The sequence below is a fragment of the Enterobacter sp. MGH 24 genome (assembly GCF_000493015.1).
Taxonomy (GTDB): Bacteria; Pseudomonadota; Gammaproteobacteria; order Enterobacterales; family Enterobacteriaceae; genus Enterobacter.
Genome location: NZ_KI535657.1, coordinates 2,274,130 through 2,287,848, shown reverse-complemented (window position 1 = coordinate 2,287,848; position 13,719 = coordinate 2,274,130). Strand labels below are relative to the sequence as shown.

The 13,719-nt window shown below is 54.6% G+C and carries 12 protein-coding genes; 4 read left to right on the top strand and 8 right to left on the bottom strand.

All coding sequences use genetic code 11. From position 1 onward, the window contains the following. Positions 1 to 11: 11 nt before the first annotated feature. The 6 genes from ispU to rpsB form a co-directional block, all read right to left on the bottom strand. On the bottom strand, positions 12 to 770 hold the full coding sequence (gene ispU, locus L370_RS11085) for a (2E,6E)-farnesyl-diphosphate-specific ditrans,polycis-undecaprenyl-diphosphate synthase (RefSeq protein WP_024907522.1): 759 nt from the start codon (positions 768 to 770) through the stop codon (positions 12 to 14). Positions 771 to 956: 186 nt separating this feature from the next. Next, the gene (gene ispC / locus L370_RS11090) at positions 957 to 2,156 is read right to left on the bottom strand and encodes a 1-deoxy-D-xylulose-5-phosphate reductoisomerase (protein ID WP_023334574.1); all 1,200 of its coding nucleotides are present in this window, start codon (positions 2,154 to 2,156) and stop codon (positions 957 to 959) included. A gap of 94 nt (positions 2,157 to 2,250) precedes the next feature. After that, on the bottom strand, positions 2,251 to 2,808 hold the full coding sequence (frr, locus tag L370_RS11095) for a ribosome recycling factor (RefSeq protein WP_023334573.1): 558 nt from the start codon (positions 2,806 to 2,808) through the stop codon (positions 2,251 to 2,253). 167 nt (positions 2,809 to 2,975) lie between these two features. Further along, complete coding sequence (pyrH, locus tag L370_RS11100; protein ID WP_006173609.1) at positions 2,976 to 3,701, bottom strand: UMP kinase; 726 nt, start codon at positions 3,699 to 3,701, stop codon at positions 2,976 to 2,978. Positions 3,702 to 3,851: 150 nt separating this feature from the next. Continuing rightward, positions 3,852 to 4,703, bottom strand: a complete 852-nt coding sequence (gene tsf / locus L370_RS11105) for a translation elongation factor Ts (protein ID WP_023334572.1) — start codon at positions 4,701 to 4,703, stop codon at positions 3,852 to 3,854. 117 nt (positions 4,704 to 4,820) lie between these two features. Beyond that, positions 4,821 to 5,546, bottom strand: coding sequence for a 30S ribosomal protein S2 (gene rpsB, locus L370_RS11110; RefSeq protein WP_003856207.1), 726 nt, complete (start codon positions 5,544 to 5,546; stop codon positions 4,821 to 4,823). 321 nt (positions 5,547 to 5,867) lie between these two features. On the opposite strand from rpsB, the gene map reads away from it, so the two are divergent. From map to L370_RS11130, 4 genes are all read left to right on the top strand, one after another. Further along, complete coding sequence (gene map / locus L370_RS11115) at positions 5,868 to 6,662, top strand: type I methionyl aminopeptidase (protein WP_023310454.1); 795 nt, start codon at positions 5,868 to 5,870, stop codon at positions 6,660 to 6,662. Positions 6,663 to 6,725: 63 nt separating this feature from the next. Continuing rightward, entirely contained in the window at positions 6,726 to 9,401 is a 2,676-nt protein-coding gene (gene glnD / locus L370_RS11120) for a bifunctional uridylyltransferase/uridylyl-removing protein GlnD (RefSeq protein ID WP_023334571.1), read from the top strand. Positions 9,402 to 9,433: 32 nt separating this feature from the next. Continuing rightward, positions 9,434 to 10,258: a 2,3,4,5-tetrahydropyridine-2,6-dicarboxylate N-succinyltransferase gene (gene dapD / locus L370_RS11125; RefSeq protein WP_008501915.1), complete on the top strand. Its 825-nt coding sequence runs from the start codon at positions 9,434 to 9,436 to the stop codon at positions 10,256 to 10,258. A gap of 111 nt (positions 10,259 to 10,369) precedes the next feature. Continuing rightward, entirely contained in the window at positions 10,370 to 10,759 is a 390-nt protein-coding gene (locus L370_RS11130; protein ID WP_008501916.1) for a DUF3461 family protein, read from the top strand. Between the two features lie 104 nt (positions 10,760 to 10,863). Here L370_RS11130 and cdaR read toward each other — a convergent pair whose 3' ends face one another. Continuing rightward, a complete protein-coding gene (gene cdaR, locus L370_RS11135; protein ID WP_023334570.1) occupies positions 10,864 to 12,021 on the bottom strand; it encodes a DNA-binding transcriptional regulator CdaR in 1,158 nt (385 codons plus the stop codon). Positions 12,022 to 12,167: 146 nt separating this feature from the next. Next, the gene (gene degP, locus L370_RS11140; RefSeq protein WP_023334569.1) at positions 12,168 to 13,604 is read right to left on the bottom strand and encodes a serine endoprotease DegP; all 1,437 of its coding nucleotides are present in this window, start codon (positions 13,602 to 13,604) and stop codon (positions 12,168 to 12,170) included. Positions 13,605 to 13,719 lie beyond the last annotated feature (115 nt).

Below are 13,719 nucleotides of genomic sequence, written 5' to 3'. Positions count from 1 at the left end.
AGCTACCCCCATCAGGCTTTGTCGCCACCAGGCTCGGTGCCGCCGAAACGACGCTCTCGATTGGCAAAGGCATGCAGCGCACCTTCAAAGTCTTGTTCATCAAAATCGGGCCAAAGAACATCCGTAAAGTAAAGTTCGGCATAGGCAATTTGCCATATCAAAAAGTTACTTATGCGATGTTCCCCCCCTGTCCTAATTACCAAATCCACAGGTGCCTGTTCATTCATGCAGATTTGCTTGCTCAGCGCCTCTTCATCAATTTGGTCGGGTCTCAACAGCCCTTCCTGAACCTGTTCGGCCAGATGCCGAACGCCCTGGATAATATCCCAGCGTCCGCCGTAATTCGCCGCAATATTCAGCGTCAGACCGGTATTATTTTCCGTCAGCGCTTCTGCTTTGCGAATCCGTTCCTGCAAACGTGAGTTAAAACGACTGGTATCGCCAATGATACGCAGGCGGACGTTGTGGCGGTGCAGGCTTTTTACTTCGCTGTCTAGCGCCCACACAAACAATTCCATCAACGCAGTCACTTCCTGCAGAGGCCGATTCCAGTTTTCACTGCTAAAAGCATAGAGCGTTAACGCATCAATGCCGTTGTTGGCGGCAAAAGAAACGGCGCGGCGAACGGATTTCGCCCCCGCTTTATGCCCAAAGGCTCGTATCTTCCCTTGTCTTTTCGCCCAGCGGCCATTGCCATCCATAATGATTGCTACATGACGGCAGCCATGAGCTGGCAAATTTTCGCTTATTGGTTGATTCGCAGACAACATAACGCGTTTTTTGTCCCTGAAAAGGATTTAACGGTACTCAGGAATACTGAAGCCTATACATAAAAAAGCCGTGTCAAACCACGGCTCACCTGACCACATTAAGTCAAATACCTGCGATCAGGTGGCGCAGACTATATCACTGAAGCCCAACGCTAACAAATAGCACGACGACTAGTGCTTGCTTTATCACCAGCTTGCGAGACGTGTCACCTGTTGGCGCGCAATATTACGCGCAGCTGCATCCACCGCCAGCACCTCTTCCACGCTCTGTGGTTCGCGCAAATCCATCATCTCCAGTACCGATAAATTTAACGACGCAATATCGGTAAAACGAATTTGCTGATTCAGAAATGCCTCAACGGTAATTTCATTGGCTGCATTAAGTGCCGTCGTCGCCGCCTGCCCCTGGTCAAAGGCATTCATCGCAAGCTTCAGACAAGGATAGCGCTCGTAGTCTGGTTCACTGAACGTCAGGGAACTTAGCTTGCAGAAATCAAGCGGCTTCACGCCGGATTTCACTCGATTTGGCCACGCCATTGAATGGGCAATCGGTGTACGCATGTCCGGCTCGCCCAGCTGTGCCAGCACGCTGCCATCCTGATAACGCACCATCGAGTGAATCACCGATTGCGGGTGAATCAGTACTTCCATCTGTTTCGCTGATGCATTAAACAGCCAGCGCGCTTCAATGTATTCCAGACCTTTGTTCATCATGGTGGCCGAATCAACGGAGATTTTACGCCCCATCGACCAGTTCGGATGACGGCACGCCTGATCCGGCGTCATGGCGCGCAGCTCAGACAGTGGCGTCTCACGGAACGGGCCACCAGACCCGGTAAGCAGAATAGACACCACGCCATTCTGCTCCAGATCAGCGTACCCCAGGTTCTGTTGAAAAGGTTGCGGTAAACTCTGAAAAATCGCGTTGTGCTCGCTGTCGACCGGCAAAAGGCGCGCGCCGCGCTGCTTCACCGCATCCATAAACAGGCGTCCGCAGGTGACCAGCGACTCTTTATTGGCCAGCAGGACATCCTTACCGGCGTCAATCGCGGCAAGCGTCGGCAATAATCCTGCCGCCCCGACGATGGCCGCCATCACCTGATCCACCTCATCCAGCGCCGCCATCTCGCAGGCCGCCTGCTGGCCACACAGCACCTCGGTTCGACTGCCCCTTTCACGCAGCTGTGCTTTCAGCAGACGCGCGCTCTCTTCGTCATCCATCACCGCATAGCGGGGCGCAAACTCCAGGCACTGCTCGACCATTCGCTGCACATTCTTACCGGCCACCAGCGCTGTCACGGTGTAAAGTTCAGGATTATGGCGAACAACGTCGAGAGTGCTGCAACCGATAGAGCCGGTTGAGCCGAGGAGTGTTAAATGCTTCATGAGATGCCCGAAAAAGTTAGACCAGATAAAAGCAAAACGCCGCCAGCAAGACCCGAAGTCCCTCTGAACGGCGTTTATCAGTGTACGACAGAAATCAGAACTGCATCAGTTCCGCTTCTTTATCTGCCAGCGCCGCATCAATTTTCTTGATGGCAGCGTCGGTCATTTTCTGAATGTCGTCCTGAGAACGACGATCGTCATCTTCACTGATCTCTTTTTCTTTCAGCAGCGCTTTTACTTTATCGTTCGCGTCGCGACGGACGTTACGCACGGATACACGACCCTGCTCAGCTTCGCCACGAACCACTTTGATCAGATCTTTACGACGCTCTTCCGTCAGTGGAGGCAGTGGAACGCGGATGTCAGCGCCCGCAGAGCTTGGGTTCAGACCGAGGTCAGAGGCCATGATCGCTTTCTCAACGGCCGGGCTCATAGAACGATCGAACACGTTGATTTTCAGCGTACGGGTATCTTCTACCGTTACGCTCGCCAGCTGACGCAGAGGGGTTGGCGTACCGTAGTATTCTACGATGATGCCATCCAGCAGGCTTGGGGAAGCACGGCCAGTACGGATTTTGCTGATTTGGGTTTTGAACGCTTCTACGCATTTTTCCATGCGTACTTCAGCATCTTTTCTGATGTCGTTAATCACGTTACGAATCCTTGAAAACTTGTCTCAGGCAGACTATCCGCCAGCACAGCGCTACAGGTGTGCTAAGTATAGTCGCGTTTAATTCATGACAACGCCAAAGGCGCGTCCGGGTAAGATACCACTACAAAATAAAGCGGAATCTTACCTGTATTTATCGTCAACGGAAATTATTCCGTGATCAAAGTGCCTTCTTTTTCGCCCATGACCACGCGACGCAGTGCGCCAGGCTTGTTCATGTTGAAGACACGGATCGGCAGTTTGTGGTCGCGAGCCAGCGTGAAGGCGGCAAGATCCATCACTTTCAGCTCTTTATCCAGCACTTCGCTGTAGCTCAGCTGATCGTACATGGTGGCAGAAGGATCTTTTGCCGGGTCGGCAGTAAACACGCCGTCTACTTTGGTCGCTTTCAGTACCACATCGGCTTCGATCTCGATACCGCGCAGGCAGGCAGCGGAATCGGTTGTAAAGAACGGGTTACCCGTACCGGCGGAGAGGATCACCACGCGGTTGTTGCGCAGCAGGCTGATGGCTTCTGCCCAGCTGTAGTTATCGCAAACGCCATTCAGGGGAATCGCGGACATCAGGCGGGCATTCACATAGGCGCGATGCAGTGCATCACGCATTGCCAGGCCATTCATGACGGTTGCCAGCATACCCATGTGGTCGCCCACAACGCGGTTCATCCCCGCTTTCGCCAGACCAGCACCACGGAAAAGGTTGCCACCGCCAATGACCACGCCAACCTGGATACCCAGTTCGACCAGTTCTTTGATTTCCTGTGCCATGCGATCAAGGATGCTTGCGTCAATACCGAAGCCTTCCGTTCCCTGCAGTGCTTCGCCACTCAGCTTAAGCAGAATGCGTTTGTACACGGGTTTTGCATTGGTAGCCATGTTTCTTTCCTGAGACTGTCAACGATTAAGATGGGGGTTAATTCTGGCGACATGATATGCCGCAAATCAGCACAGCGATACTGGAGCCTGTCTGATTTCCTGTGACGGGTGACAAAAAGAAGCCGCCCTCAGGCGGCTCCTTTTCAATCATTAAGACTGCTTGGACATTGCAGCAACTTCTGCTGCGAAGTCAGTCTCAACTTTCTCGATGCCTTCGCCCACTTCGAAGCGGATGAAGCCAGTTACGTCAGCGTTGTGCTCTTTCAGCAGCTGAGCAACAGATTTGCTTGGGTCCATTACGAATGGCTGGCCAGTCAGAGAAACTTCGCCGGTGAATTTCTTCATGCGGCCTTCAACCATTTTCTCTGCGATTTCTTTTGGCTTACCAGACTGCATCGCGATGTCCAGCTGTACCTGGTACTCTTTCTCTACCACTTCAGCAGACACGTCTTCTGGCTTAACGAATTCTGGTTTGCTTGCAGCGATGTGCATAGCCAGCTGTTTAACCAGCTCTTCGTCAGCGCCTTTAGCCGCAACCAGAACACCGATACGTGCGCCGTGCTGGTAAGAACCCAGTACTTCGCCTTCCAGAGAAGAAACGCGACGAATGTTGATGTTCTCACCGATTTTAGCAACCAGCGCAACACGCTCTTCTTCGAACTGTGCTTTCAGAACTTCAACGTCAGTGATTTTACCCGCAACAGCTGCGTCCAGAACTTTGTTAGCAAATGCCTGGAAACCGCCATCTTTAGCAACGAAGTCAGTCTGGCAGTTAACTTCCAGAATGATGCCGTAGTTGCCGTCGATTTTAGTGATGATCACGCCGTCAGCAGCAACGTTGCCTGCTTTTTTAGCTGCTTTGATCGCACCGGATTTACGCATGTTTTCGATTGCCAGCTCGATGTCGCCGTTCGCTTCAGTCAGCGCTTTTTTGCAATCCATCATGCCTGCGCCAGTACGCTCGCGCAGCTCTTTTACCAGGGATGCGGTAATTTCAGCCATTCTTAAATCCTCGGGAGATGTGAACTGCCCGGCCGGGGGCCAAACAGTGTAAATTGAAAAAAGGGGCCGGTAATGGGCCCCTATTCATACACGGTACTAATAAGGGGTAAAACCTTATTATTCAGCTTCTACGAAGCTTTCTTCCGCCTGAGAAGCCAGATCCTGGGAACGGCCTTCACGAACGGTAGCAGCTACAGCGCTCAGGTACAGGCTAACAGCACGGATTGCGTCGTCGTTACCCGGGATAACGAAGTCAACACCGTCCGGATCGGAGTTGGTATCAACGATAGCGAATACCGGGATACCCAGGTTGTTAGCTTCTTTGATAGCGATGTGCTCGTGGTCTGCATCGATTACGAACAGCGCGTCTGGCAGGCCGCCCATATCTTTGATACCGCCCAGGCTGTTTTCCAGCTTGTCCAGTTCACGAGTGCGCATCAGCGCTTCTTTCTTAGTCAGCTTGTCGAAAGTACCGTCCTGAGACTGGGTTTCCAGATCTTTCAGGCGTTTGATGGACTGACGAACAGTTTTCCAGTTGGTCAGCATGCCGCCCAACCAGCGATGGTTCACGAAGAACTGGTCGCAGCTGTTAGCAGCATCTTTCACAGCTTCGCTTGCAGCGCGCTTAGTACCAACGAACAGAATCTTACCTTTACGGGAAGAGATCTTGTTCAGCTCAGCCAGGGCTTCGTTGAACATTGGTACAGTTTTCTCAAGGTTGATGATGTGAACTTTGTTACGCGCGCCGAAGATGAAAGGCTTCATTTTCGGGTTCCAGTAACGGGTCTGGTGACCGAAGTGAACACCAGCCTTGAGCATGTCGCGCATGGAAACAGTTGCCATGTTTAAAACCTCTATATTGAAAGTTGGGGTTATGCCTCCACGTATCCCATATTACCGACCCCGAAGGGCACCCCGGAATATGTGCCGATACGTGTGTGTTGTTACACAAAGTGAGATTTGTCGCTTCCGTCCAGCCTGTGTATCTGAGATGGATCGGAAGTCCGGCGCGCTTTATACCACAAAACACGACCAGAAACCAACAGTTGTTGGCGGAGTGTGCTGTTAATGATTCTCAATTTGGCACGGGGTGTGCCTGACTGATACCATTGACGACACTTAGACTAGTATTGTCGAAAAAATCGACACCGATGGACAGATTACATGGCTATCTCTATTAAGACACCTGAAGAAATTGAAAAGATGCGCGTCGCCGGTCGTCTGGCCGCGGAAGTGCTGGAAATGATTGAGCCGTTCGTGAAGCCGGGCGTTAGCACCGGTGAACTTGACCGTATCTGTAACGACTATATCGTGAACGAGCAGCACGCGGTTTCCGCCTGCCTCGGCTACCACGGTTTCCCGAAATCCGTCTGCATCTCTATTAATGAAGTGGTGTGTCACGGCATCCCGGACGACGAAAAACTGCTGAAAGATGGCGACATCGTCAACATCGACGTGACCGTCATTAAAGACGAGTACCACGGTGACACCTCAAAAATGTTCATCGTTGGCAAGCCGACGATTCTTGGCGAGCGTCTGTGCAAAGTGACGCAAGAGAGTCTCTATCTGGCGCTGAAAATGGTTAAACCGGGTATTCGCCTGCGTACCATCGGTGCAGCAATCCAGAAATTTGTGGAAGCAGAAGGTTTCTCCGTGGTGCGCGAGTACTGCGGCCACGGCATTGGTCGCGTCTTCCATGAAGAGCCGCAGGTCCTGCACTATGATGCCGATGACGGCGGCGTGGTGCTGCAAAAAGGCATGACCTTTACCATTGAGCCGATGGTCAACGCAGGTGATTACCGCATCCGCACCATGAAAGACGGCTGGACGGTGAAAACCAAAGACAGAAGCTTGTCTGCGCAGTACGAGCATACTATTGTGGTAACAGACAACGGCTGCGAAATTATGACGTTGCGCAAGGATGACACCATCCCGGCGATACTGACGCACGATGAATGATAAAAAAGCCGGCGAATGCCGGCTTTTTTAATGGCTATAGCTTTTTCTTATGGGTGGCGCACGATGAGTAATCTCTTACCCGAACAGTATGCTAACACAGCACTTCCCACCCTTCCCGACCAGCCCGATAACCCGGGCGTCTGGCCGTCGCACGAGCTGACCTGCGCGCATATTAAAGCCCATATGGATGTCTTCCATCGCTGGCTGGGCAGCGCGTTCGACGCGGGCGTATCGGCCGAGCAGCTCATTGAAGCGCGCACCGAATTTATCGACCAGTTGCTGCAGCGTCTGTGGATTGATTACGGGTTTGGGCAAGTCAGCGATGTTGCGCTGGTTGCCGTCGGGGGCTATGGCCGCGGTGAGCTGCATCCGCTTTCCGATATCGATCTGCTGATCTTAAGCCGCAAAAAGCTGCCGGACGAACAGGCGCAAAAAATTGGCGAACTGCTGACGCTGCTCTGGGACGTGAAGCTGGAAGTCGGCCACAGCGTGCGCACCCTGGAAGAGTGTCTGCTGGAAGGGTTATCGGACCTGACCGTTGCCACTAACCTGATTGAAACCCGCCTGCTGATTGGCGACGTCGCCCTGTTTCTGGAGCTGCAAAAGCACATCTTCAGCGACGGCTTCTGGCCGTCAGAAAAGTTCTTCGCCGCGAAGGTCGAGGAGCAAAACCAGCGCCACCAGCGCTACCACGGCACCAGCTATAATCTTGAGCCCGATATTAAAAGCAGCCCCGGCGGCCTGCGCGACATCCACACCCTGCAGTGGGTCGCCCGCCGCCATTTTGGCGCCACCTCGATGGACGAGATGGTCGGCTTCGGCTTCTTAACCGAGGCAGAGCGTAACGAGCTGAACGAGTGCCTGCACCTGCTGTGGCGCATCCGGTTTGCCCTGCATCTGGAAGTCACCCGCTACGACAACCGCCTGCTGTTTGATCGCCAGCTCAGCGTGGCCCAGCGCCTAAATTATCAGGGCGAAGGCAACGAGCCGGTTGAGCACATGATGAAGGATTTCTTCCGCGTCACCCGCCGGGTGACCGAGCTGAACCAGATGCTGCTGCAGCTGTTCGACGAGGCCATTCTGGCCCTGACGGCGGACGAGAAACCGCGCCCGATTGATGATGAGTTCCAGCTGCGCGGGACGCTTATCGATCTGCGCGACGAAACGCTGTTCATCCGCGAGCCGGAAGCGATTCTGCGGATGTTCTATACCATGGTGCGCAACAGCACCATCACCGGGATCTACTCCACCACCCTGCGCCATCTGCGCCATGCGCGCCGTCATCTGACGCAGCCGCTGTGCTATATCCCGGAAGCGCGCTCGTTGTTCCTGAGCATGCTCCGCCACCCGGGCGCCGTCAGCCGCGGGCTGCTGCCGATGCACCGCCACAGCGTGCTGTGGGCCTATATGCCACAGTGGTCCCACATTGTCGGGCAAATGCAGTTCGATCTGTTCCACGCCTATACGGTGGATGAACACACGATCCGCGTGATGCTCAAGCTGGAAAGCTTTGCGAAAGAAGAGACGCGCTCCCGCCACCCGCTGTGCGTGGAGCTGTGGCCGCGCCTGACCCATCCGGAACTGATCCTGATTGCCGCTCTGTTCCACGATATCGCCAAAGGTCGCGGCGGTGACCATTCGGTGCTGGGCGCGCAGGACGTGCTAAAATTTGCCGAGCTGCACGGCCTGAACTCGCGTGAAACGCAGCTGGTGGCCTGGCTGGTACGCCATCACCTGCTGATGTCGGTCACCGCCCAGCGTCGTGACATTCAGGATCCTGAAGTGATCAAGCAGTTCGCGGAAGTGGTTCAGACGGAAAACCGTCTGCGCTATCTGGTCTGCCTGACGGTGGCCGATATCTGCGCCACCAACGAAACGCTGTGGAACAGCTGGAAGCAGAGCCTGCTGCGCGAGCTGTACTTCGCCACCGAAAAACAGCTGCGTCGTGGGATGCAAAACACCCCGGACATGCGCGAGCGCGTGCGTCATCACCAGCTCCAGGCGCTGGCGCTGCTGCGGATGGACAACATTGATGAAGAGGCACTGCATCAGATTTGGGCCCGCTGCCGTGCCAACTATTTTGTCCGCCATAGCCCAAACCAGCTTGCGTGGCACGCGCGGCACCTGCTGAAGCACGATCTGTCCCAGCCGATGATCCTCCTGAGCCCGCAGGCTACCCGCGGCGGGACGGAGATTTTCATCTGGAGCCCGGACCGGCCTTATCTGTTTGCTGCGGTCTGCGCCGAGCTGGACAGGCGTAACCTGAGCGTTCACGACGCGCAGATTTTCACCACCCGCGACGGCATGGCGATGGACACCTTTATCGTGCTTGAGCCGGACGGCAGCCCGCTCTCGTCGGACAGGCATGAAGGGATACGTTTTGGTCTGGAACAGGCGATTACCCAGCGCAGCTGGCAACCCCCGCAGCCGCGTCGCCAGCCGGCGAAATTGCGCCACTTTACCGTCGATACCGAGGTCAATTTCCTGCCGACCCACACCGACCGTAAATCGTTCCTGGAGCTGATCGCGCTCGACCAGCCGGGGCTGCTCGCCCGCGTCGGCCAGGTTTTTGCCGATCTGGGAATTTCGCTCCATGGGGCCCGAATTACAACGATTGGCGAGCGAGTAGAAGATTTATTTATAATCGCGACAGCGGACCGGCGTGCCCTTAATAATGACCTGCAGCTTGAAGTGCAACAACGGTTGACAGCAGCCCTCAATCCAAACGATAAAGGGTGATATGTTTTTTAGTGAAATGGAAAGAGTAAACAATGCAGCAGTTACAGAACGTTATTGAGTCCGCTTTTGAGCGTCGCGCCGAGATTACCCCGGCAAATGTGGATACCGTGACCCGTGAAGCGGTAAACCAGGTGATTTCCCTTCTGGATTCCGGCGCGCTGCGCGTGGCAGAAAAAATCGACGGTCAGTGGGTCACTCATCAATGGCTGAAGAAAGCCGTGCTGCTCTCTTTCCGTATCAACGATAACCAGGTTATCGACGGAGCTGAAAGCCGCTACTTCGATAAAGTCCCTATGAAATTCGCTGACTACGACGAAGCGCGTTTCCAGAAAGAAGGGTTCCGCGTGGTACCGCCTGCGGCAGTACGTCAGGGCGCATTCATCGCACGCAACACCGTGCTGATGCCATCCTACGTGAACATCGGTGCCTACGTTGACGAAGGCACCATGGTTGACACCTGGGCGACTGTCGGTTCATGCGCGCAGATCGGTAAAAACGTTCACCTGTCCGGCGGCGTGGGCATCGGTGGCGTTCTGGAGCCACTGCAGGCTAACCCGACCATCATCGAAGACAACTGCTTCATCGGAGCGCGCTCTGAAGTAGTCGAAGGCGTGATCGTTGAAGAAGGTTCCGTGATCTCCATGGGCGTTTACATCGGTCAGAGCACCCGTATTTACGACCGTGAAACCGGCGAAGTTCACTACGGTCGCGTGCCGGCGGGCTCCGTGGTGGTTTCCGGCAACCTGCCGTCAAAAGATGGCAAATACAGCCTGTACTGTGCGGTTATCGTGAAGAAAGTGGATGCGAAAACGCGCGGTAAAGTGGGCATCAACGAATTGCTGCGCACCATCGATTAATCGGGTATAACAAAAAGCGGGGGCAACCCCGCTTTTTTTATATCTGAGGGTGGCGAAAATAGATTTTTTCGTTAATTATTCAAAGGTTATGTTGAGATCAAGGGTACCGCTATGTACGATAATCTGAAAAGTCTGGGCATTACCAATCCTGATGAAATTGATCGTTACAGCCTCCGTCAGGAAGCCAATAACGATATTCTGAAAATCTATTTTCACAAGGACAAAGGGGAGTTTTTCGCCAAAAGCGTGAAGTTTAAATATCCACGCCAGCGTAAGACCGTTGTTGCTGACGGTGTAGGACAGGGATACAAAGAAGTACAGGAAATCAGCCCTAACCTGCGCTATGTGATCGATGAACTCGATCAGATCTGCCAGCGCGACCGCACCGAAGTCGATCTTAAACGTAAGATCCTTGACGATCTGCGTCACCTTGAAAGCGTTGTAACGAATAAGATCAGCGAGATTGAAGCGGATCTTGAGAAATTAACTCGCAACAAATAAGTTGGGTGCGGCCTGATGCCCTCACCCCGGCCCTCTCCCACAGGGAGAGGGAGAAAATCATCATGTAGGCCGGGTAAGGCGAAGCCGCCACCCGGCAAACAACATCATCTCTGCTCATCCAGCTGCAGCGCCACATACAGCAGCAGCCTGTCGTCAAAGTTTCCCAGGTCCAGCCCCGTCAGCTCGGAAATCCGGTTTAACCGATACTCCAGCGTATTGCGGTGAATAAACAGCGCCTTAGAGGTCGCCAGCGGCTGCACGTTATGGCGGAACCACGCCTGCAGCGTCCGGCGCAGCAGGCCGTTATTATCCATGGCTTTCAGACGCGCTAATGGCCGCGCCAGCTCATTGGCCTGCCAGCCCCCGCGCAGGCTGTCGAGCAGCACCGGCAGCATCAGATCCTGATAGAAATAGCTGCGGCTCTCCGGCATCCGCTGCTTGCCCACCATCATGGTGGTGCGCGCGGTACGCCAGGAGCGAGCGATACTGCCCGGCCCGGTAAAATAGTTGCCGAGCGCAACGCGAAAACGCAGCTGACCATTCTCCTTCATCCGGGAGATCAACAGCTCCACGCGACGACGATGATCTTCCGCATCCCAGCGGCCGAACGCGTTAAGCGCCGGTTTGAGCACCACCATTTCCGTCAAAGAAACGATCGCCACCAGGTTATCGCGCTCCGGCGTCGCCAGCGCATTTTGCAGCTGCTGCAGTTCGGCCATCGCGCTGTCTACGCCAAGCTGGCCGCTATCGACCTCAATGACCGCCACCACGCGCGGCTGGTTGAGATCAATCCCCAGACGCTGCGCCCATTCGCTGAGCGCCGGCGTATGCTCTTCCGCCTGAATAAGGTTCATCACCAGCTCTTCACGCAGGCGGCTGTCCTGGGCAAGCAGGTGCATCAGACGCGACTGCTCCAGCATCATCTCTGCCGTCATACAGACCAGTTCACCGTATTTTCGCAGTGACTCGGGCTCGCCGGTGAGGCCGATTACCCCCACAATTTCGCCTTCAAGGCGCAGCGGTAAATTAATGCCCTGGCGTACGCCGTGCAGGTGTTTCGCTACCGCATCGTCGATATCCACGACCCGCCCCTGAGAAAGCACCAGCAGCGCACCTTCGTGCAATTCCCCAATACGCTCGCGATCGCCGCTGCCAATAATGCGCCCCCGGGCATCCATTACGTTGATATTGGTATCAATGATGCGCATGGTGCGCGCCACGATATCCTGCGCCATTTTGGTATCAAGATGCCAGCCAGCCATGTAACCCTCCTGTGAGCAGAGCTCAAGCATAGGGAAGTTCAGCGACGGCTGCATTGTGCGAATGCACAAAGAGAGAGGGAGAAGTATGGAGTTGTGGCAAGAATCACAGAAACGAGAAAGCCCCTGCGAACAGGGGCTTCAGAGGATTACTGCATCAGCAGATAAAGAGAGGTATCACCACGCTGGATATTCAGCGCCAGCACGGAAGGCTTGCTGTCGAGAATTTTGCGCAGTTCAGCGATATTTTTCACCGGCTGCTGGTTAGCGCCCATGATCACATCGCCTTTTTTCAGGCCGATACGGGCTGCCGGTGAATTCGCTTTCACGTTGTTCACCACCACGCCTTTGTCTGCGCCTTTATTGCTCATCTCGGCACCTTCAATACCGCTGAAGATGGTGCTGGAATCCACCTGATTCTGGCTGCTCTGCTGCAGCTCCAGGCTCACGTTAACCGGCTTACCGTCGCGCAGCAGGCCGAGGGTCACTTTACTGCCAATCGGCATCGAGCCCACTTCGGCACGCAGGGCAGCAAAGCTGCTGATCGGTTTACCGTTCAGGGAGGTGATCACATCCCCCGCTTTAATGCCCGCTTTCGCCGCAGAGGAATTCGGCATCACCTGGCTCACGAATGCCCCGCGCTGGGCGTCAACTTTCATCGCCTTAGCCAGTTCGGAGTTCAGCTCCGTACCGAGGATACCCAGCTCGCCGCGTTTCACCTGGCCATACTGCACCATCTGCGAGGTGAGGTTTTTCACCATGTTACTCGGGATAGCAAAACCGATACCGATGTTGCCGCCGTCCGGTGCCAGGATAGCGGTGTTGATACCGATCAGCTCACCGTTCAGGTTCACCAGCGCACCGCCGGAGTTACCGCGGTTGATCGCCGCATCCGTCTGGATGAAGTTTTCGTAGTTCTCGGCATTGAGGCCGCTACGGCCCAGCGCAGAGACGATACCGGATGTCACGGTTTCACCCAGACCGAACGGGTTACCGATCGCCACGGTATAGTCGCCCACGCGCAGCGCGTCAGAGTCGGCAATTTTAATCGCCGTCAGGTTTTTCGGATCCTGAATCTGGATCAGCGCAATGTCGGAGCGCGGGTCTTTACCCACCACTTTGGCGTCAAACTTGCGGCCATCGCTCAGCTGAACCTTAATGCTGTTCGCGTTATCGACAACGTGGTTGTTAGTGACGACGTAGCCTTTCGCCGCATCAATAATTACCCCCGAGCCAAGCGCCATGAATTTCTGCTGCTGGCCGCCGCCCTGGCTGTCATCCCCGGCACCGCCGCCCTGACAGAACGGTGAACTCTGGAATGGCGAACCGTCCTGGCAGAACGGCGAGTTATCACCGAAGAACTGCTGGAAGTTACGCGGCATACGCGGCGTATTGACGGTCGTGCTGCCCTCAACGTTAATACTCACCACCGATGGCATCACTTTTTCGAGCATCGGTGCCAGGCTTGGCATCTGCTGCGCGGTTGCTGCCGACGACGCGGTCTCGGCTGCAGTAGCAGTCAGAGGAGACAGCGCTAAACCTAAACTCAGAGCCAGTGCACTCATTGCTAATGTGGTTTTTTTCATGTTTCTCAATCTCGATTTACAGGTAACGCAAAATTGCTGTGTAACTCAGATTCGTTTTATACCGCTTAGTTCCGGTGATAAGTTTATGGAAAAGGTAAAAATTTATTGGCCGTCT